Origin of the sequence: Burkholderia aenigmatica (assembly GCF_902499175.1) — a bacterium.
Lineage (GTDB): Bacteria > Pseudomonadota > Gammaproteobacteria > Burkholderiales > Burkholderiaceae > Burkholderia > Burkholderia aenigmatica.
Genome location: NZ_CABVQC010000026.1, coordinates 76,085 through 96,798, shown reverse-complemented (window position 1 = coordinate 96,798; position 20,714 = coordinate 76,085). Strand labels below are relative to the sequence as shown.

Annotated in this window: 21 protein-coding genes and 1 tRNA gene; all 22 read right to left on the bottom strand. The window is 63.2% G+C overall.

What is annotated here, in order from left to right; translation table 11 throughout:
- Position 1: 1 nt before the first annotated feature.
- The gene (locus tag BDO18943_RS19995) at positions 2 to 1,198 is read right to left on the bottom strand and encodes an acyl-CoA dehydrogenase family protein (protein WP_043188810.1); all 1,197 of its coding nucleotides are present in this window, start codon (positions 1,196 to 1,198) and stop codon (positions 2 to 4) included.
- Between the two features lie 54 nt (positions 1,199 to 1,252).
- On the bottom strand, positions 1,253 to 1,675 hold the full coding sequence (locus tag BDO18943_RS19990) for a DUF1178 family protein (RefSeq protein WP_043188814.1): 423 nt from the start codon (positions 1,673 to 1,675) through the stop codon (positions 1,253 to 1,255).
- Positions 1,676 to 1,811: 136 nt separating this feature from the next.
- The gene (locus BDO18943_RS19985) at positions 1,812 to 2,402 is read right to left on the bottom strand and encodes an NUDIX domain-containing protein (RefSeq protein ID WP_089450952.1); all 591 of its coding nucleotides are present in this window, start codon (positions 2,400 to 2,402) and stop codon (positions 1,812 to 1,814) included.
- 348 nt (positions 2,403 to 2,750) lie between these two features.
- Complete coding sequence (locus tag BDO18943_RS19980) at positions 2,751 to 3,047, bottom strand: DUF2818 family protein (RefSeq protein ID WP_043188818.1); 297 nt, start codon at positions 3,045 to 3,047, stop codon at positions 2,751 to 2,753.
- Positions 3,047 to 4,501 carry an NADH-quinone oxidoreductase subunit NuoN gene (gene nuoN, locus BDO18943_RS19975; RefSeq protein WP_175023721.1) on the bottom strand — a complete coding sequence of 485 codons (1,455 nt, stop codon included), beginning with the start codon at positions 4,499 to 4,501 and terminating at the stop codon, positions 3,047 to 3,049. Before nuoN ends, BDO18943_RS19980 begins: the two co-directional genes overlap by 1 nt.
- A 36-nt stretch (positions 4,502 to 4,537) precedes the next feature.
- Positions 4,538 to 6,028, bottom strand: a complete 1,491-nt coding sequence (locus BDO18943_RS19970; RefSeq protein ID WP_043188824.1) for an NADH-quinone oxidoreductase subunit M — start codon at positions 6,026 to 6,028, stop codon at positions 4,538 to 4,540.
- A 16-nt stretch (positions 6,029 to 6,044) separates the two neighbouring features.
- Positions 6,045 to 8,099, bottom strand: coding sequence for an NADH-quinone oxidoreductase subunit L (gene nuoL, locus BDO18943_RS19965; RefSeq protein WP_043188827.1), 2,055 nt, complete (start codon positions 8,097 to 8,099; stop codon positions 6,045 to 6,047).
- A gap of 17 nt (positions 8,100 to 8,116) precedes the next feature.
- A complete protein-coding gene (gene nuoK / locus BDO18943_RS19960) occupies positions 8,117 to 8,422 on the bottom strand; it encodes an NADH-quinone oxidoreductase subunit NuoK (protein WP_006478272.1) in 306 nt (101 codons plus the stop codon).
- 18 nt (positions 8,423 to 8,440) lie between these two features.
- Entirely contained in the window at positions 8,441 to 9,091 is a 651-nt protein-coding gene (locus BDO18943_RS19955; protein ID WP_096471386.1) for an NADH-quinone oxidoreductase subunit J, read from the bottom strand.
- Between the two features lie 112 nt (positions 9,092 to 9,203).
- Entirely contained in the window at positions 9,204 to 9,692 is a 489-nt protein-coding gene (gene nuoI / locus BDO18943_RS19950; RefSeq protein WP_011352695.1) for an NADH-quinone oxidoreductase subunit NuoI, read from the bottom strand.
- 12 nt (positions 9,693 to 9,704) lie between these two features.
- The gene (gene nuoH, locus BDO18943_RS19945; RefSeq protein ID WP_043188836.1) at positions 9,705 to 10,772 is read right to left on the bottom strand and encodes an NADH-quinone oxidoreductase subunit NuoH; all 1,068 of its coding nucleotides are present in this window, start codon (positions 10,770 to 10,772) and stop codon (positions 9,705 to 9,707) included.
- Positions 10,773 to 13,103, bottom strand: coding sequence for an NADH-quinone oxidoreductase subunit NuoG (gene nuoG / locus BDO18943_RS19940; protein ID WP_043188839.1), 2,331 nt, complete (start codon positions 13,101 to 13,103; stop codon positions 10,773 to 10,775).
- An 82-nt stretch (positions 13,104 to 13,185) separates the two neighbouring features.
- Positions 13,186 to 14,496 carry an NADH-quinone oxidoreductase subunit NuoF gene (gene nuoF / locus BDO18943_RS19935; RefSeq protein WP_006478267.1) on the bottom strand — a complete coding sequence of 437 codons (1,311 nt, stop codon included), beginning with the start codon at positions 14,494 to 14,496 and terminating at the stop codon, positions 13,186 to 13,188.
- Positions 14,493 to 14,978, bottom strand: coding sequence for an NADH-quinone oxidoreductase subunit NuoE (gene nuoE, locus BDO18943_RS19930; RefSeq protein WP_006756903.1), 486 nt, complete (start codon positions 14,976 to 14,978; stop codon positions 14,493 to 14,495). Before nuoE ends, nuoF begins: the two co-directional genes overlap by 4 nt.
- A gap of 171 nt (positions 14,979 to 15,149) precedes the next feature.
- Positions 15,150 to 16,403: an NADH-quinone oxidoreductase subunit D gene (locus BDO18943_RS19925; RefSeq protein WP_043188847.1), complete on the bottom strand. Its 1,254-nt coding sequence runs from the start codon at positions 16,401 to 16,403 to the stop codon at positions 15,150 to 15,152.
- Positions 16,404 to 16,412: 9 nt separating this feature from the next.
- Entirely contained in the window at positions 16,413 to 17,015 is a 603-nt protein-coding gene (locus tag BDO18943_RS19920; RefSeq protein WP_175023709.1) for an NADH-quinone oxidoreductase subunit C, read from the bottom strand.
- Between the two features lie 21 nt (positions 17,016 to 17,036).
- Positions 17,037 to 17,516 (bottom strand): NuoB/complex I 20 kDa subunit family protein, encoded by a 480-nt coding sequence (locus tag BDO18943_RS19915; RefSeq protein ID WP_006398799.1) that lies wholly within the window; start codon positions 17,514 to 17,516, stop codon positions 17,037 to 17,039.
- Positions 17,517 to 17,578: 62 nt separating this feature from the next.
- The gene (locus tag BDO18943_RS19910) at positions 17,579 to 17,938 is read right to left on the bottom strand and encodes an NADH-quinone oxidoreductase subunit A (protein WP_006398798.1); all 360 of its coding nucleotides are present in this window, start codon (positions 17,936 to 17,938) and stop codon (positions 17,579 to 17,581) included.
- Between the two features lie 153 nt (positions 17,939 to 18,091).
- Positions 18,092 to 18,176, bottom strand: a tRNA-Leu gene (locus BDO18943_RS19905).
- Positions 18,177 to 18,288: 112 nt separating this feature from the next.
- On the bottom strand, positions 18,289 to 18,666 hold the full coding sequence (gene secG, locus BDO18943_RS19900; protein ID WP_175023708.1) for a preprotein translocase subunit SecG: 378 nt from the start codon (positions 18,664 to 18,666) through the stop codon (positions 18,289 to 18,291).
- Between the two features lie 72 nt (positions 18,667 to 18,738).
- Positions 18,739 to 19,494 (bottom strand): triose-phosphate isomerase, encoded by a 756-nt coding sequence (tpiA, locus tag BDO18943_RS19895; protein ID WP_175023707.1) that lies wholly within the window; start codon positions 19,492 to 19,494, stop codon positions 18,739 to 18,741.
- 141 nt (positions 19,495 to 19,635) lie between these two features.
- A complete protein-coding gene (locus BDO18943_RS19890; RefSeq protein WP_175023706.1) occupies positions 19,636 to 20,655 on the bottom strand; it encodes an NAD(P)H-quinone oxidoreductase in 1,020 nt (339 codons plus the stop codon).
- Between the last annotated feature and the right edge of the window lie 59 nt (positions 20,656 to 20,714).

Genomic DNA, 20,714 nt, shown 5'->3' with positions numbered 1-20,714 from the left:
ATCACAGCCCCAGAATCATCTGCGCGATGATGTTCTTCTGGATCTCGTTCGAACCGCCGTAGATCGACGTCTTCCGGTAATTGAAGTAGTACGCGGCAAGCGGTGCCGCATCGTCGTCGCCCGCGATGCTGTGCTCGCGCTGGCCGTCGAGGAACGGTACGTCGAACGGTGCGGCGAGCGGGCCGATCGCATCGACCATCAGCTCGGTGAGCGCCTGCTGCACTTCCGTGCCCTTGATCTTCAGCATCGACGCCTCGGGGCCCGGCCCCTTGCCGCTCGTCTCGCGGCTGACGACGCGCAGCACCGTCACTTCAAGCGCCATCAGCTCGACCTCGAGCGCCGCGACCTTCGCGGCGAACACGGGATCGGCGAGCAACGGCTTGCCGTTCTTGCGCTGGTTCGACGCCACGCGCTTCAGGAACGCGAGCTCGCGCTTCGACGCGCCGACGCGCGCGATGCCGGTGCGCTCATGGCCAAGCAGGTATTTCGCGTAGGTCCAGCCGCGATTCTCGTCGCCGACGAGATTCTCGACCGGCACCTTCACGTCCTCGAAGAACACCTCGTTGACCTCGTGGTCCTCGTCGAGCATGACGATCGGGCGCACCGTGATGCCGGGTGTCTTCATGTCGATCAGAAGGAACGAGATCCCCTCCTGTTTCTTCGCAGCCGGATCGGTGCGCACGAGGCAGAACATCATGTCGGCGTACTGACCGAGCGTCGTCCAGGTCTTCTGGCCATTGACGATGTAGTGGTCGCCATGGCGCTCGGCACGCGTGCGCAGCGATGCGAGATCGGATCCCGAACCCGGCTCCGAGTAGCCCTGGCACCACCAGTCCGAGCCATCGAGAATGCGCGGCAGATAATGACGCTTCTGCGCTTCGCTGCCGTATTTCATCAACACCGGCGCGACCATCGATACGCCGAACGGCAGCACGGTCGGCGCGCCGATCCGTGCGCACTCCTCATCCCAGATATGCCGCTGCGTCGCGTTCCAGCCCGGGCCGCCATATTCGACCGGCCACGCGGGCGCGGACCAGCCGCGCTGGCCGAGAATCCGGTGCCAGCTCGCGAAATCCTCGCGGTCGAGTCGTTTGTGATCGAGTACTTTGGCGCGCAGTGCGTGAGGCAAGTTGGCCTCAAGCCAGGCGCGAACGTCGACGCGGAACGCGTCGTCCGAGGGGGAATAATCCAGATCCATGCGCAGTGTCTCCTGTCCGCAGCCATCCGGCCCGACGAAGACTCACTGCATACGTTATTGCAGCGGTTCTTTCAGCGCGGCAGGAATTGGCAGCGGCATCACGTCGATGCCTTCTTCGGCCAAGGATTGCGCATCTTCGGGCGTCGTGACGCCACGAATGCTGCGTGCCGGCGCCTCGTTGTAATGGATGCGCCGCGCTTCCTCAGCGAAGCGCTCGCCCACATTCTCGGTTTTCTCCAGCACCTCGCGCAGCGCACGCATCACCTGCGCCTGCAGTGCACGCGGATCGGCCGGCTGCGCCTGCGTCGCGCCCGACAGGTTCAGGCGCGGCGCCGACGGCAGACGGTTGACCTCGGTCGTTCCGCACACCGGGCATTCGACCAGCTTGCGGGACAACTGCGCTTCGAATTCATCGGCGGAAGCGAACCAGCCTTCGAACCGATGACCGTGCGGGCACTGTAAATCGAGGACCTTCATGCTGAATCAGGGCGTGTGACGAGTGTAGCGCAAAAAGCGGTTTTGTGAACGGTCGTGCTAAAAATCGGACGCGCGACGCGGAGGCGTCGCGTCATCGGATTGTAACGCGGCGCCCCACCCGCCGCTGACGCCGCACTCAGGGCGTCAGGACCGGCCCGAGCGGCCACGTGCCGGACAGCACCTTGTCGAGCCACATCGTACCGATGATCGTCTTCACGTCGGAGATCTGGCCCGTGCGCACCCATTCCTGCAGATCGGCTTGCGTCGCGGTGAAGGTTTCGAGGAATTCGCCTTCATCGAGCTTGCGCTCGCCGGCCGTCAGCCCGCGCGCCAGGTACAGGTCGATGAATTCGGTCGAATAGGAAATGATCGGGTGAATCCGGGCCAGGAATACATACTCGCGTGCGGTGTAACCCGTTTCCTCGCGCAGTTCGCGCACCGCGCATGCGAGCGCGCCTTCGTTCGGATCCAGCTTGCCAGCCGGGAATTCGGCCATCACCTTGCCGATCGGGTAGCGATACTGGCTTTCCATCAGCACGCGGCCGTCGTCGAACAGCGGGATCACCATCACCGCGCCCGGATGCTGGACGTATTCGCGCGTGGCCTGCTTGCCGTCCGGCAGACGGACGGTATCGCGCTTGAGCTTGAGGAACGCGCCTTCGAAGATCGCCTCGCTTTCGAGGCAGGTTTCGGTCAGTGCGGCGTCGTGATTGGGTAGTTCGGCCATCGGCGGCTCCGGGAATGAGCGCGACGGCCAAGGGCCTGTCCGCGCTAATAACAAGCTTGCGCTGGCTGCCAGAAGGGCTGAGCGCAAGGAATGCGACGAAGCGAATACTCGACGTATTCGCGAGGAGCATGACGCCGCGATCGGCCCTTCTGGCGGCCAGCCCCACTACAGCATTTTTCCGATCAGGGGAGCGCGCCTTACCGGCCGTACTGCGACGTCGATCGTCGCTTGTCCCCCAAGGGGACTTCCTTCGGGGCGTTTGGCGCGGCCAAACGGCGCTCCTCACTCCTTGCATTACGGCCGGTAAGGCGCGTTCGCAAGCTTGTTATTAGCGCGGACAGGCCCTTGTCAGCGTCGTTTGACGAGATATTGGAACGTGAAGCCGGGAAACGCGAACACGACGAACAAACTGAACGTGATCGCGTAGAACTGCCACCCCTGTTCGAAGCGGTTGCCGGCGCGCGACTCGAGCCAGAAGCCGAGCGCGCCAACGATGAAGTACAGCACGATCAGCTCGCCGATCCGTACCCACCCGCTCTTCTTCGTCGCACCGAACGGCACGACGGCGAAGAGGCGTTGGTTCAGGAACGGCAGGTTGGCGCAGACGAGCGCCAACAGCACGATAAACCAGCCGGCTGCCGACATTACAGCGGCAGCGTGTGACGAATTGCCTGCAGGCAAGCCGTCAGCAGCGGGCTCGGGATCAGGCCGAGCACGACGACCGCGAGGCCGTTCAGCACGAGGATCGTGCGCTTGCAGAAATCGCCCGCGATCGGCGTCACATCCTGCGGTGCATCGAAGTACATCAGCTTCACGATGCGCAGGTAGTAGAACGCGCCGAACAGCGACGTGATCACGGCCAGCACGGCCAGCCACGTAAGGCCCGCGTTGACGGTCGCCTCGAGCACGGCGAGCTTCGCGTAGAAGCCGACGGTCGGCGGGATGCCTGCCAGCGAGAACATCATGACCATCATCACGAACGCGAACACCGGGCTGCGCTTGTTGAGGCCCTTGAAGTCGTCGATCGTTTCGGCTTCGAAATCGCGGCGCGCGAGCAGCATCACCACGCCGAACGAGCCGAGCGTCGTGATCAGGTAAACGATCGCGTAGAACATCGCCGAGCTGTATGCGTTCGCCGGTGCCGCCGCGTCGCCCTTCACGATGCCCGCGAGCAGGCCGAGCAGCACGAAGCCCATGTTCGAGATCGCCGAGTACGCGAGCATCCGCTTGATGTTGCGCTGGACGATACCGGTGATGTTACCGACGATCAGCGACAGCGCAGCGAGGATCACGAGCGCGGTCTGCCAGTTCTGTGCGAGCGGCAGCAGGCCCATCACCAGGAAACGCAGACCCCACGCGAATGCGGCAACCTTCGGGCCGCCGCCGACGAACAGCGTCATCGCGGTCGGTGCGCCTTGATAGACGTCCGGCACCCACATGTGGAACGGCACGGCGCCGAGCTTGAACGCGATACCGGCGACGATGAAGACCACGCCGAACATCAGCACGGCTGCGTCGGTGTTGCCGCCGACCGCCTTGTACACCTCGCCCAGCTCGAGCGAGCCGGTCGCGCCGTAGAGCATCGAGATGCCGTACAGCACGAAGCCCGACGCGAGCGCGCCCAGCACGTAGTACTTCATCGCGGCTTCGCTCGACTGCGCGGCGTCACGGCGCAGCGCGATGACTGCGTACAGCGACAGCGACATCAGTTCGAGACCGAGGTACAGCGTCAGGAAGTTGTTGCCCGACACCATGACCAGCTGACCAAGCAGCGAGAACATGCCGAGCAGGAACACGTCGCCGCGGAACATGTCGCGATCTTCGAGGTACTTGCGCGAATAGACGAGCGAGACCGCGAAACCGAACGACACGACCGCCTTCATCATGCTCGCGAACGAGTCGACGACGATCATCTTCGAGAAGAAGTAGTACTGCTGCGGGTCGAGTGCCTGCACCGCGAACCACACGCCGGCAACGACCGACGATACGACCGCGATCAGATAAGTCAGACGGCGGCCGGAAGCACCGGTAAAGGTGTCGTTCAGCCATGCGACGACGATGGCGGCCATCACCAGCGCGTCAGGCAACAGGACATTCATAGGAGCGTTCATGATCTTGAGTTCCTCCGCTCGCGATTACTGGGCCAGCGGCAGCTTCGACTGCGCGACATGGGAGAGGAGGTTTTCCACGGAAACGTGCATCACGTCGGTGAAAGGCTTCGGATACAGGCCCATCAGCATCGTGAACGCGGCGAGCACGGCCAGCATCACGAATTCGCGACGGCCGATGTCCTTCAGCTTGGCAACGTGATCGTTCGCAACCGCGCCGAAGTACACGCGCTTGTACATCCACAGCGTGTAAGCAGCACCGAGGATCAGCGTGAATGCCGCACCGAATGCGATCCAGAAGTTGTACTGGACGGCAGCGAGAATCACCATGAACTCGCCGACGAAACCCGACGTGCCCGGCAGGCCGCAGTTGGCCATCGAGAACAGCATCGCGAAGGCCGCGAACTTCGGCATCACGTTGACGACACCACCGTAATCGGCGATCTGGCGCGAGTGCACGCGGTCGTACAGCACGCCGATGCAGAGGAACATCGCGCCCGACACGAAGCCGTGCGAGATCATCTGGATGATCGCGCCTTCGACGCCGAGCTGATTGAAGATGAAGAAGCCGAGCGTGACGAAGCCCATGTGCGCGATCGACGAATACGCGACCAGCTTCTTCATGTCGGACTGCACCATCGCGACGAGGCCGATGTAGATCACCGCGATCAGCGACAGCGTGATCACGACGGGTGCCAGGAAGTGGCTCGCGTCAGGCGTGATCGGCAGCGAGAAGCGCAGGAAACCGTATGCGCCGAGCTTCAGCATGATCGCAGCCAGCACGACCGAGCCGCCCGTCGGCGCTTCCACGTGCGCGTCCGGCAGCCAGGTGTGGACCGGCCACATCGGCACCTTCACTGCGAATGCGAGGAAGAAGGCAATGAACAACAGTATCTGCGGCGTCATCGCGATCTTCGCGTTCTGCCACGTCGCGAGGTCGAACGAATGCGTTTCCGTGTACAGATAGATCAGTGCGACCAGCATCAGCAGCGAGCCGGCCAGCGTGTACAGGAAGAACTTGAATGCTGCATACACGCGGTTCGGGCCGCCCCACACGCCGATGATGATGTACATCGGGATCAGGGTCGCTTCGAAGAACACGTAGAACAACAGGCCGTCGGCCGCCGAGAAGACGCCGATCATGATCCCGGACAGGATCAGGAACGCCGCGAGGTACTGCGCGACGTTCTCGGTGATCACTTCCCATGCGGCGATCACGACGATCACCGTGATCAGCGCAGTCAGCACGACGAACCACATCGAGATGCCGTCAACGCCGAGGTGATACGCGATGTCGAAGCGTTCGATCCAGGTCGAATTCTCGACGAACTGCAGCGCAGCCGTGCTCGAATCGAAGCCCGTGATCAACGGGATCGTGACCGCCAGGCCGAGCAGCGAACCGATCAGCGCAATCCAGCGGGCCGTCCCCGGATTTTTATCGTTACCCACCGCAAGCACGAGGAGGCCGAAAACGATCGGCAGCCAGATCGCGGTACTGAGAATCGGAAAAGCGTGCATTAAGTTGTCCCCCGCCTTATTTGCCGCCGAGCGTTACAAACAGGGTCAGGAGCCCCAGCATGCCGATGATCATGGCGAACGCGTAGTGATAGATGTAACCGGATTGGAGGAAGCGGATCACGCTGGCGAACCAGCCAATGAACCGGGCGCTGCCGTTGACGAGGCCGTCGATCACCACGACGTCACCCTCCTTCCACAGGCCGCGGCCGATCGCCACCGAACCGCGGGCGAACACCACTTCGTTGATCTTGTCCATGTAGTACTTGTTGTCCAGCAGCGTGTAGATCGGGCCGAACGCGCGGCGGATCGACGCCGGCAGTTCCGGACGCTTCAGGTACAGGAACCACGCGACAACGACACCGGCGAGTGCGAGCCAGACCGGCAGGCCCGACACCGAGTGCAGGCCCATGCCCACCCAGCCGTGGAACTCTTCGGCCATCTCGGCCAGTGCCGGATGGTTTTCGCCGATGAAGATCACCTTGTCGAATGCAACGCCGTGCTGGAAGAAGTCACCGAACAGCATCGGGCTGATCGCGAACGCACCGATGATGACCGACGGGATCGCCAGCAGGACCAGCGGCACCCACACGACCCACGGGGTCTCGTGCGGCTCGTGCGCGTGGTCGTCATGACCGTGGCCATGGCCGTGATCGTCGTGGCCGTGTGCAGCCGCCATGCCCATCGGCGATTCCGGATGCTTCGGCTTGCGGAAGCGCTCTTCGCCGTGGAACACCAGGAAGTACATGCGGAACGAGTACAGCGCCGTGACGAACACGCTCGCGACGACCGCGAAGTATGCGAAGCCCGAACCCGGCAGGTGCGACAGCTTCACTGCGTCGATGATCGAGTCCTTCGAGTAGAAGCCCGAGAAGAACGGCGTGCCGATCAGCGCGAGCGAACCGACGAGCGACGTAATCCACGTGATCGGCATGTACTTGCGCAGGCCGCCCATGTTGCGCATGTCCTGGTCGTGGTGCATGCCCATGATGACCGAGCCGGCGCCGAGGAACAGCAGCGCCTTGAAGAACGCGTGCGTCATCAGGTGGAACACGGCGACCGGGTAAGCGGACACGCCGAGCGCGACGGTCATGTAGCCGAGCTGCGACAGCGTCGAGTACGCGACCACACGCTTGATGTCGTTCTGGACGATACCGAGGAAGCCCATGAAGAGCGCCGTGATCGCGCCGATCACCGTGATGAACGACAGCGCGGTATCCGACAGTTCGAACAGCGGCGACATGCGCGACACCATGAAGATGCCGGCGGTCACCATCGTCGCCGCGTGAATCAGCGCGGAGATCGGGGTCGGGCCTTCCATCGAGTCCGGCAGCCACACGTGCAGCGGGAACTGTGCCGACTTACCCATCGCGCCGATGAACAGGCAGATACAGGCCACGGTCAGCAGGCCCCAGTCGGTGCCCGGGAAGTGCAGGCTCGCGAGTTCCGCGCGCTTCGCAAATACTTCGCCGTAATTCATCGAACCCGCGAATGCGAGCAGCAGGCCGATGCCGAGCAGGAAGCCGAAGTCGCCCACGCGGTTCACGAGGAACGCCTTCATGTTCGCGTAGATCGCGCTCTCACGCGTGAAGTAGAAGCCGATCAGCAGGTACGACACCAGACCCACCGCTTCCCAGCCGAAGAACAGCTGCAGGAAGTTGTTGCTCATCACGAGCATCAGCATCGAGAACGTGAACAGCGAGATGTACGAGAAGAAGCGCTGGTAGCCGTCTTCTTCCGCCATGTAGCCGATCGTGTACACGTGCACCATCAGCGAGACGAAGGTCACGACGACCATCATCATCGCGGTCAGCGAATCGACGAGGAAGCCGACTTCGAGCTTCAGCGAACCGACGTTCATCCATTCGTAGACGGTCGCGTTGAAGCTTGCGCCGCCCATCACGTCGAAGAAGACTTTCGCCGACAGGAGGAACGCGATCATTACGCCGAGGATCGTGATCCGGTGTGCGCCCTTGCGCCCGACTGCGTTCCCGAACAGCCCCGCAATCAGCGAGCCGGCCAGCGGAGCGAGCGGAATCGCCAGCAGCAGGTTTTCATTGAGTGTCGTTGACATAACAGCGTTGCCTGAAATTAACCTTTGAGCTGATCGAGATCCTCGACATTGATCGTGTCGAGCTTACGGAACAGGGTCACCAGAATCGCGAGGCCGATCGCGGCTTCCGCTGCGGCGACCGTCAGCACGAAGAACACGAAGATCTGGCCGTGCACATCGCCGAGGTAATGCGAAAACGCGACGAAGTTGGTGTTCACCGCCAGCAGCATCAGTTCAATCGACATCAGGATGATGATGACGTTGCGGCGGTTCAGGAAGATCCCGACGATCGCGATCGCAAAGAGGATCGCGCCGAGTACGAGGTAGTGAGCCAGAGTCAGCATGGTTTTCTTTTCCTCCGCTTAGCCGTTGGTGCTCGAACCGGCTTCGCTCTGCGCCGTTTCCGGCTGCGGCTTTTCCGCTTCCATCTTCACGAGGCGCACGCGGTCGTTGCGGCGCACCTTGACCTGATCCGACACGCGCTGGCGCTTGCTGTCCTTGCCCTTGCGCTCGGTCAGCCCGATTGCGGCAATGATCGCGACCAGCAGCACGAGGCCGGCGATTTCAAACGCGAAGATGTAGTCGGTGTAGATCACCTTGCCGATCAGTCGCGTGTTCGACCAGTTGGCCATCTCGCCCGTCGCCATCGCGTGCACCGTCTGCGTGTCGCCGTAGCCGCGCCACAGGATCAGCGCGGTTTCGATCACGATGATCGCGCCGACCACGGTCGCCATCGGGACGAAGCGTTTGAAGTCGCGACGCAGGTAGTCGATGTTGATGTCCAGCATCATCACGACGAACAGGAACAGCACCATCACGGCGCCCACGTAGACCAGCACCAGCAGGATCGCGAGGAACTCCGCTTCCAGCAGCATCCAGATCGCGGCGGCGTTGAAGAACGCCAGCACAAGGAAAAGCGCAGACGCCACCGGGTTGCGCGAAGTGATCACCTTCAGCCCTGATACCACCAGGAGCAGCGCGAAGATGTAGAACAGTACGGTCGTGAATTCCATGATTACCGGTTCATCGTTAGGCCATAGTCAGGCGCGGCTTGCGGGACGCTCTTGCGAGCCGCACCCGTCGCGGCGGCTCGGCCCGTGCTTCGGGCCGGCACTGCAAACACAATCAACGATACGGCGCGTCGGCAGCCTTCGCCGCTGCGATGTCCTTCTCGTAGCGATCGCCCACTGCGAGCAGCATTTCCTTCGTGAAATACAGGTCGCCGCGCTTTTCGCCGTGGTACTCGAGAATCTGCGTCTCGACGATCGAATCGACCGGGCAGCTCTCTTCGCAGAAACCGCAGAAGATGCACTTCGTCAGGTCGATGTCGTAGCGCGTCGTGCGGCGCGTGTTGTCCGCGCGCGTTTCCGATTCGATCGTGATCGCCATCGCGGGGCACACGGCCTCGCACAGCTTGCACGCGATGCAGCGCTCTTCGCCGTTTTCGTAGCGGCGCAGTGCATGCAGCCCGCGGAAACGCGGCGAAATCGGCGTCTTTTCTTCCGGGAACTGCACGGTGACCTTGCGCTTGAACGTGTAACGGCCGGTCAGCGCGAGCCCCTGCAGCAGCTCGGTCAGGAAGAAGGTCTTAAAGAAGTGTTGGATTGCGCTCATGATTTCGTCCGATTACTTCACCCAGATGTTGAGCGGCGACATCATCCAGAAGCCGACCACGACCACCCAGACCACCGTGACGGGCAGGAACACCTTCCAGCCCAAGCGCATGATCTGGTCGTAACGGAAACGCGGGAACGTCGCGCGAACCCAGATGAACACCGACAGCAGCGCGAATATCTTCAGCACCAGCCAGAAGATGCCCGGAATGAACGACAGGAATTCGAACGGTGCATCCCAGCCGCCGAGGAACAGCGTCGCAGTCAGCGCCGAGATCACGATCATGTTGATGTACTCGGCGAGGAAGAACAGCGCGAACGCCATACCCGAGTAATCGATCATGTGACCCGCGACGATTTCCGACTCCCCTTCCACCACGTCGAACGGGTGGCGGTTCGTTTCGGCGATGCCCGAGATGAAGTACACGACGAACGCCGGCAGCAGCGGCAGCCAGTTCCACGACAGGAAGTTCACGCCGTGGCCAGCGAAGAAGCCGTGTTGCTGCGAGCCGACGATTTCCGACATGTTCAGGCTGCCGGCCGTCATCAGCACGAGCACCAGCGCGAAGCCCATCGAGATTTCGTACGAGACCATCTGCGCTGCGGCGCGCATCGCACCGAGAAATGCGTACTTCGAGTTCGACGCCCAGCCGGCGAGAATCACCGCGTACACGCCGATCGACGAGATCGCCATCGCGTACAGCAGACCCGCGTTGATGTCCGCGAGCACGGCCTTGGCCTGGAACGGGATCACCGCCCACACGGCGAACGCCGGCACGACGGTCATCACCGGCGCGATCAGGTACAGCCAGCGGCTGGCGGCGCTCGGCTGAATGACTTCCTTCAGCAGCAGCTTCAGCACGTCGGCGATCGGCTGCAGCAGGCCGCCGGGGCCGACGCGGTTCGGGCCGAGACGCACGTGCATCCAGCCGATCAGCTTGCGTTCCCACAGAATCAGGTACGCGACGCACAGCAGGATGACGACGGAGACGACGAGGATGCGCACGACTGCCCACACCGTCGGCCACGCGAAGCCGAGAAGCTGGGACCCGCCCGCGTTGATCGTATCGAACAAGCTCATTTACGCCTTCTCCACCACCAGTTCACCGGACAGGCTACCGAGCGCTGCGCCGGCAGGCGTCGCCGCCGACACGCGAACGACGGTCTCCGCAAGATTCGCGTCGCGCACGGCCGGCAACTGCACCGCACGCTCGCCCTGGCGCACGCGCACCGCGTCGCCTTCCTTCAAGCCCAGCTTGTCGAACAGCGCGGCCGGCAGGGCTGCGGCATTCGCCGCCTTCGCAGCGGCCGTCAGATGCAGCGCACCTGCGCGGCGCACGAGTGCGTCGGCGTGATAGATCGGCACATCGGCCAGGCGCTCGAACCCGCCGTTCGCGGCATTCGCCGCGACGCGCACCGGTGCGACCGACGTCTGGTTCGACAGGCGGCCCGCGACGCCGGCGTCGCCGAGCGCTGCGAGACGCACTTCTTCCGAGGTCTCGTATTCGAAGTTCGGCAGGCCGAGCAGGCTACCGAGCACGCGCAGTACCTTCCAGCCCGGACGCGTGTCGCCGAGCGGGCGCACGACGCCGTTGAAGCTCTGCACGGTGCCTTCCGCATTCACGTACGTGCCGGCCGTTTCCGTAAACGGCGCAACCGGCAGCAGCACGTCGGCGTAGTCGAGGCCGTGCTTGAACGGCGACATCACGACGACCATTTCCGCCTGGTTCAGGGCGGCAAGCGCCTGCGCCGGGTCGGCAGTGTCGAATTCCGGTTCGACGTTCAGCAGCACGTAGCCCTTGCGCGGCTGCGCGAACGCTTCGCGTGCGTTCAGGCCGCCTTCTCCCGGCAGTGCGCCGACGACGTGCGCACCGACCGTGTTCGCCGCTTCCGTCAGGAAGCCGAACGTGGCGCCGGTGTTGTCGGCGATCCACTTGGCGACAGCGTGCAGCTTGGCGAATTCCGGATGGCGGACCGCGACGTTGCCGAGCAGCACTGCGCGGCGTTCGCCGTTCGCGAGCGACTGGGCGACAGCCTGTGCAGCCGGCGATGCCGTGACGCCCGCGAGCGTGTCGGGCAGCGCGACGCCGCGCAGTTGCGCGACGGCCGCGGCGATGCCGGCCAGCTCGTCGAGCCACGCGGACGGCGCAGCAACGATGCGTTGCGCGGTCGGGATCAGCGCGTCGTCACCGGTTGCGTGCAGGAAGTGCAGCTTCGCGCCGTTCTTCGCGGCCTGACGCAGGCGGGCGGCGAACAGCGGGTGGTCGCGGCGCAGGAACGAACCGACGACGAACGCGGCGTCCACGTTCGACAGGTCGGCGATCGGCATGCCGAGCCACGGTGCGCCCTGCACCGGCGCCGAGAAATCCTGCTGGCGCAGACGGAAGTCGACGTTCGGCGTCTTCAGTTCGTTGGCGAGCTGCTTCACGAGGAACAGCTCTTCGGCCGTGCTGTGCGCGCTTGCGAGCATCGCCAGCGCGTTCGCGCCGTGATCCGCAGCGATGCCCTTCAGGCCCTTCGCGACGTATTCGAGTGCGGTCTGCCAGTCAGTTTCGATCCACTGGCCGCCCTGCTTCAGCATCGGCTTCGTCAGGCGCTCTTCGCTGTTGAGGCCTTCATACGAGAAGCGATCCTTGTCCGAGATCCAGCATTCGTTGATGGCTTCGTTCTCGAACGGCAGCACGCGCATCACGCGGTTGTTCTTCACCTGTACCACGAGGTTCGCGCCGACGGAATCGTGCGGGCTCACCGACTTGCGGCGCGACAGTTCCCACGTCCGGGCGCTGTAGCGGAACGGCTTGCTGGTCAGCGCGCCGACCGGGCACAGGTCGATCATGTTGCCCGACATTTCGGAATCGACCGTCTTGCCGACGAACGTCGTGATTTCCGAGTGCTCGCCGCGGCCCAGCATGCCGAACTCCATCACGCCGGCGATTTCCTGACCGAAGCGGACGCAGCGCGTGCAGTGGATGCAGCGCGACATTTCTTCCATCGAGATCAGCGGGCCCACGTTCTTGTGGAACACCACGCGCTTCTCTTCCGCGTAGCGCGACGACGACTTGCCGTAACCGACCGCCAGATCCTGCAGCTGGCATTCTCCGCCCTGATCGCAGATCGGGCAGTCGAGCGGGTGGTTGATGAGGAGGAATTCCATCACCGACTGCTGCGCCTTCACGGCCTTGTCGGATTGCGTATGGACGATCATGCCGGCCGACACGGGGGTCGCACAGGCAGGCACGGCCTTCGGCATCTTCTCGACTTCGACGAGACACATCCGGCAGTTGGCCGCAACCGACAGTTTCTTGTGATAGCAGAAGTGAGGAATGTACTTATCCGCCTTGTGCGCAGCCTGGATCACCATGCTGCCTTCGGGCACCTCGACCTTCTTGCCGTCTATTTCAAGTTCAACCATGATGGTGAATGGTCCTTAACCTATTTCCGCCCGTTCGCGCCTTCGCCCGACCGTGCGCTCAAATTCCGCAACCGGGTACGCTTCAGGCTGCCGCTGCGTGCGCGTGGCCGCCGACCATGCAGTGCTTGTGCTCGACGTGGTACGCGAATTCGTCCCAGTAGTGCTTGAGCATCCCGCGTACCGGCATCGCCGCCGCATCGCCGAGTGCACAGATCGTGCGGCCCATGATGTTCTCGGCAACCGAGTTCAGCAGGTCCAGATCTTCCTGGCGCCCTTCGCCGTGCTCGATACGATTCACGACGCGATACAGCCAGCCGGTGCCTTCACGGCACGGCGTGCACTGGCCGCACGATTCCTCGTAGTAGAAGTACGACAGGCGCAGCAGCGAGCGCACCATGCAGCGCGTCTCGTCCATCACGATCACCGCGCCGGAACCGAGCATCGAGCCCGCCTTCGCGATCGAATCGTAGTCGAGATCCGTCTGCATCATGATGTCGCCCGGGATCACCGGCGCCGACGAACCGCCCGGAATCACGGCCTTGATCTTCTTGCCGCCGCGCATCCCGCCGGCGAGCTCCATCAGCGTCGCGAACGGCGTGCCGAGCGGCACTTCGTAGTTGCCCGGACGCTCGACGTCGCCCGACACCGAGAAAATCTTCGTGCCGCCGTTGTTCGGCTTGCCGATCTCAAGGTAATTCTGCGGCCCGATGGACAGCAGGAACGGCACCGCGGCGAACGTCTCGGTGTTGTTGATCGTGGTGGGCTTGCCGTACACGCCGAAGCTCGCCGGGAACGGCGGCTTGAAGCGCGGCTGGCCCTTCTTGCCTTCGAGCGACTCGAGCAGTGCCGTTTCTTCGCCGCAGATGTACGCGCCGTAACCGTGGTGCGCGTGCAGCTGGAACGAGAATTCCGAGCCCATGATGTTGTCGCCGAGGAACCCGGCAGCGCGCGCTTCATCGAGCGCGGCTTCGAAGCGCCGATACACTTCGAAGATTTCGCCGTGGATGTAGTTGTAGCCGACGGTGATGCCCATCGCGTACGCGCCGATGGCCATGCCTTCGATCAGCGCATGCGGGTTCCAGCGCAGGATGTCGCGATCCTTGAACGTGCCCGGTTCGCCTTCGTCCGAGTTGCAGACGAGGTACTTCTGCCCCGGGAACTGGCGCGGCATGAAGCTCCACTTCAGGCCGGTCGGGAAGCCCGCACCGCCACGGCCACGCAGGCCCGACGCCTTGACGTCGGCGATCACCTGCTCGGGCGGAATCTTTTCTTCGAGAATGCGGCGCAGCTGCTTGTAGCCGCCACGCGCGACGTAATCTTCGAGATGCCAGTTCTCGCCGTTCAGACCAGCGAGGATCAGCGGTTTGATGTGACGGTCGTGGAGGGACGTCATTTCGAGAGCTCCTCAAGCAGCTGGTCGATCTTCTCGCGGCTCATGAAGCTGCACATTCTGTGGTTGTTCACCAGCAGCACCGGTGCATCGCCGCACGAGCCCATGCATTCGCCTTCCTTCAGCGTGAACTTGCCGTCGGGCGTGGTCTCGCCGAAGCCGATGCCCAGCTTCTGTTTCAGGTAGTCGGCAGTCGCTTCCGCGCCGCCGTGCGGGCCAAGCTGGCACGGCAGGTTCGTACAGAGCGTGATCTTGTGCTTGCCGACCGGGTTGAGCTCGTACATCGTGTAGAACGTCGCGACTTCCTGCACGGCAACGGCCGGCATGCCGAGATAGTCCGCAACGAACTGCATCAGTTCGGGCGACAGCCAGCCGTGCTCTTCCTGAGCAACGGCCAACGCCGACATCACGGCGGACTGTTTCTGATCGGCGGGATACTTCGTCAACGCTCGATCGATTTCCTTCAGGCCTTCAGCTGAGATCATTTTCAGACACGACTCTTTCAATTCCTACCGAACGAACAACCTGCCGCACATTGGGGTGCATGGACGGCAGACCTGGCGCTCACTGTTGACAGCTTGCGAAGCCGCGCCGGTTCAGCGCGCATCGCGTGTGACTTGCTGCTCGCCGCCCGCTCGCGCGGGCGGCGCTAACCATTAGCGATCGATTTCGCCGAACACGATGTCCTGCGTACCGATGATCGTGACGGCATCGGCGATCATGTGACCGCGTGCCATTTCGTCGAGCGACGCCAGGTGCGCGAAACCCGGCGCGCGAATCTTGAGGCGATACGGCTTGTTGGCACCATCCGACACGAGGTAGATGCCGAACTCACCCTTCGGATGCTCGACCGCCGCGTACGCTTCGCCTTCCGGCACATGGAAACCTTCGGTGAAGAGCTTGAAGTGGTGAATCAAGTCTTCCATGTTGGTCTTCATGCCGACGCGCGACGGCGGGGCAACCTTGTGATTGTCCGTCATCACCGGGCCCTGATTCTTGCGGAGCCACTCAATACACTGTTTCGCGATACGGATCGACTGGCGCATTTCTTCGACGCGCACCAGATAGCGGTCGTAGCAATCGCCGTTCACGCCGACCGGCACATCGAAATCCATGCGATCGTACACTTCGTACGGCTGCTTCTTGCGCAGATCCCAGGCGATGCCCGAGCCGCGCAGCATCGGGCCCGTCAGGCCCATCTGCAGCGCACGTTCCGGGCTGACCACGCCGATCCCGACCAGACGCTGCTTCCAGATCCGGTTGTCGGTGAGCAGCGTTTCGTATTCGTCGACGCACTTCGGGAAGCGCGTGAAGAAGTCGTCGATGAAGTCGAGCACCGAGCCGCTGCGCGCTTCGTTCATCTTCGCGAGCGCCTTCTCGTTACGGATCTTCGACGCCTTGTATTGCGGCATTGCGTCAGGCAGATCGCGATAGACGCCGCCCGGACGGTAGTACGCCGCGTGCATCCGGGCACCGGACACCGCTTCGTACACGTCCATCAGGTCTTCGCGTTCGCGGAATGCGTACAGGAACACGGCCATCGCGCCGACGTCGAGTGCGTGCGCGCCGATCCACATCAGGTGGTTCAGCACGCGCGTGATCTCGTCGAACAGCACGCGGATGTACTGCGCGCGCTCCGGCACTTCGATGCCGAGCAGCTTTTCGATCGCGAGCACGTAGCCGTGCTCGTTGACCATCATCGACACGTAGTCGAGACGATCCATGTACGGCACGGACTGGATGAACGTTTTGGATTCCGCGAGCTTTTCGGTCGCGCGGTGCAGCAGGCCGATGTGCGGATCGGCACGCTGGATGACTTCGCCGTCGAGCTCGAGCACGAGGCGCAGCACGCCGTGCGCTGCCGGGTGCTGCGGGCCGAAGTTGAGCGTGTAGTTCTTGATTTCTGCCATGACGCCCCCTTAATGTTTCAGACCGCCATAGCGATCCTCGCGGATCACGCGCGGCGTGATTTCGCGCGGCTCGATCGTCACCGGCTGGTACACGACCCGCTTCTCTTCCGGGTCGTAACGCATTTCGACGTAGCCCGACACCGGGAAGTCCTTGCGGAACGGGTGGCCGATGAAGCCGTAGTCGGTGAGGATGCGGCGCAGGTCGGGGTGGCCTTCGAACACGATGCCGTACAGGTCGAACGCTTCGCGCTCGTACCAGTTCGCGGAGGTCCAGATGTCGACCAGCGATGCCACGATCGGCAGGTCGTCGTCCGGCGCGAATGCGCGCAGGCGCAGGCGCCAGTTGTTCGTGACCGACAGCAGGTGCGACACGGCCGCGAAACGCGGGCCGTCGTAAGCGCCGTCGCCGAAGGTCTGGTAGTCGACGCCGCACAGGTCGATCAGTTGCTCGAAACGGAGCTTCGGATCGTCGCGCAGCATCTTTGCGACTTCGAGGTAATCGCTCGCCTTCACGACGAGCGTCACTTCACCGATCGCTTCGGTGAGGCTCACCACGCGCGCGCCAAGCGCGGCTTCGAGGTTTGCCTTGAGGGTCTCGATTTTGCTTGCCATATTGAGGGGACGCTCGGGGCTTTATTGACGGGCGATGGTATTGGTGCGGCGGATCTTCGCCTGAAGCTGGATCACGCCATAGACCAGCGCCTCTGCCGTGGGCGGACAGCCCGGCACGTAGACGTCGACCGGCACGATCCGGTCGCAGCCGCGGACCACCGAGTACGAGTAGTGGTAGTAACCACCGCCGTTCGCGCACGATCCCATCGAGATCACCCAGCGCGGCTCGGCCATCTGGTCGTACACGCGACGCAGCGCGGGCGCCATCTTGTTGCAGAGCGTGCCGGCGACGATCATCACGTCCGACTGACGCGGACTCGGGCGAAACACGACGCCGAACCGGTCCAGGTCGTAACGGGCCGCGCCCGCATGCATCATTTCGACGGCGCAACACGCGAGCCCGAACGTCATCGGCCACAGCGAGCCAGTACGCGTCCAGTTGATCAGCTTGTCAGCCGTCGTGGTGACAAACCCTTCCTTCAAGACCCCTTCGATACTCATTTGCTTTCCACTCCAGACGAGCGACCGAGCGTGGCCGCCCATGCAAACCGGCGATTAACCCATCACTCCCAGTCGAGGCCGCCTTTCTTCCAGATATAGGCAAAGCCCAGCAGGAATTCGAGCAGAAAAATCATCATTGCGATGAAACCCGGCCAGCCGATATCCCGGAGCGCGACGCCCCACGGAAACAGGAACGCGGTTTCGAGATCGAAGATGATGAACAGGATGGCGACGAGGTAGTACCGGACGTCGAATTTCATCCGGGCGTCTTCAAAGGCTTCGAAGCCGCACTCGTACGGTGCGTTCTTCTCGACGTCCGGCTTGTTGGGACCAAGGAGCTTGCCGATGCTGACCAGCGCTATACCTAAACCAGTGCCCACGAGGAGGAACAACAAGACGGGGTAATAGGCTGCGAGGTTCAAGGCAATCCTCTATCGGTTGGTTCTGAGCGTCCGGAGAATACCACTTCCGGCGGAAGGAATCATTTCGGAGTGCATGCAATCGCAAGACAACCGCAAGCACACCCCAGAAATGAAAAATGCCAGCCACTAGAAGCGGCTGGCATTGAGTAACTTTGGTGCCGACGGCGAGACTCGAACTCGCACAGCTTTCGCCACTACCCCCTCAAGATAGCGTGTCTACCAATTTCACCACGTCGGCACTGCATGCAACCGGGGTTGTAACTACTTGTTTCCCGCGAATCGCTTCAAGAATTAAATTCTAACCCGACTTCCAGAATTGTTCAACGCACAAACGCAAAAATTTGAACTTTTTATTTCGGGACGTCCTGGCCCGGCGCGCTTGCAGCCGAACCTGCGGCAGCGGATGCCGCGACAACCGGTGCCGATGCTGCAGGCGCCGATGCCGGTGCGGTCGCAACCCCACCCAGCACGCCTGCCGACGGCGTCGACTTGTACGAACCGAGGTACGTCAGCGCGAGCGTCGCGATGAAGAAGATCGTCGCGAGAATGCCCGTCGTGCGCGACAGGAAGTTCGCCGAGCCCGTTGCACCGAACAGGCTGCCCGACGCGCCGCTGCCGAACGCAGCGCCCATGTCGGCACCCTTGCCGTGCTGCAGCAGCACGAGACCAATCACACCGAGTGCAGACAGCACCTGCACCACAATAATCAGCGTCTTGAATAACAGCATCACACCCACCCGAATGGATCAGGCGACCGGATCGACCGGCCGCCATCATGGTTCAATTCGATCGCAGACCGCTCAGCGCGCGGCCCGGCAGATCGCCAGGAAATCTTCCGCCTTCAGCGACGCGCCGCCGATCAGGCCACCGTCGATGTCCGGCTGCGCGAACAGCTCTTCCGCGTTGTCCGGCTTCACGCTGCCGCCGTACAGCACGGACACGTCCGCCGCGCCCTTTGCCGCGAGACGCGCACGCAGGAACGCGTGCACATCCTGCGCCTGCGCCGACGTCGCGCTCTTGCCCGTGCCGATCGCCCAGACCGGTTCGTACGCTATGACGATCCGTGCAGCCTCGTCGACCGTCAGCACGGCCAGCACTGCGTCGAGCTGCGCACCGACCACCTGCTCGGTCGCACCCGACTCGCGCTCGTCGAGCGTCTCGCCGACGCACACGACAGGCGTGAGCCCCGCCGCGAGCGCGCGCTGCGTCTTCGCCGCGACCGTCTCGTTGCGCTCGCCGTGATACGCGCGGCGCTCCGAGTGCCCGACGATCGCATAGCGTGCGCCGAACTCCGCGACCATCGCGGCCGCCACCTCACCGGTGAACGCGCCCTGCTCGTGCGCCGACACGTCCTGCGCACCCCAGGCGACACGGCCGCCGTCGAGCTGCGCCTGAACCTGCGCGAGATACGGGAACGGCACGCACACGCCGACCGACGTTTCGGCCGCCACCGCGCCCGCGCCCTGCACCACTTCGTTCAGCAACGCCTGGTTGCCGGCCAGCCGGCCGTGCATCTTCCAGTTGCCGATCACACGCTTAGTTCTCTGTTTCGACATCGTGTCTGTCTCGTCACCGCTTGGTCATTAACGCGCCGGAAACCGGCCGTCAGGTTTGATCTGGCGAAGCAAACCGGCGATTTTACTGCGCGCGGCTTGAACCGGTCAAACCGCGCATGTCAAGCCCGGCCGCATGGGCCGTCAGGCGTTCGTACCCCAATCGAGCACGATCTTGCCGGTGTGCTCGCTGCTTTCCATCAGCGCGTGCGCCTGCGCCGCGTCCGCAGCCGGCAATACGCGATAGATCACCGGCTTGATGCGGCCATCGGCAAGCAGCGGCCATACGCGCGACTTCAGTTGCGCGGCGATCTGCGCCTTGAACTCGACCGGACGCGGGCGCAGCGTCGACCCCGTGATCGTCAGCCGGCGACGCAGGATCTCGCCCAGGTTGACGTCGGCCTTCGCGCCACCGAGCAGCGCGATCAGCACGAGACGGCCGCCATCCGCGAGCGCGGACAACTCGCGTGGCACGTATGAGCCCGCCACCATGTCGAGGATCACGTCGACGCCGCGATCGTGCGTCAGCGACTTCACGACCTCGACAAAGTCTTCCGTCTTGTAGTTGATCGCGCGTTCGGCGCCGAGCGCCTCGCATGCGCGGCACTTGTCGGCGGTACCGGCCGTCGCGAACACGCGAAAGCCGAGCGCATGCGCGATCTGGATCGCCGTCACGCCGATGCCGCTCGAACCGCCCTGCACGAGCAGCGTTTCCTGCTCGCCGCCCTCGCCCGCGCCGAGCTGCGCACGGTCGAACACGTTGCTCCATACGGTGAAAAACGTTTCGGGCAGCGACGCGGCCTCGATATCGGTCAGTCCTTCGGGCACCGGCAGGCACTGCAGCAGCGGTGCGACCGCATATTCCGCATAGCCACCGCCCGCGAGCAGCGCGCACACGCGATCGCCCAGCTTCAGGCCGAACGGGTTCTGCGCGGCGTCGGACAGGTCGCCACCAACGATCTCGCCCGCGACCTCGAGGCCAGGCAGATCCGACGCACCCGGCGGCGGCGCATAGGCGCCCTTGCGCTGGAACACGTCAGGCCGGTTCACACCGGAAGCCGCCACCTTGATCAGCACTTCGCCGCGCTTCGGTTCGGGGCGCGGGCGCTCCGCAAGCTTCAGCACGTCGGGGGCACCGAATTCGGTGATTTCGATGGCTTTCATGGTGATGGTCGCTCCAGGATCAGGATCGGAATCGGATGGCGCGCCCGCACGCGGCACGG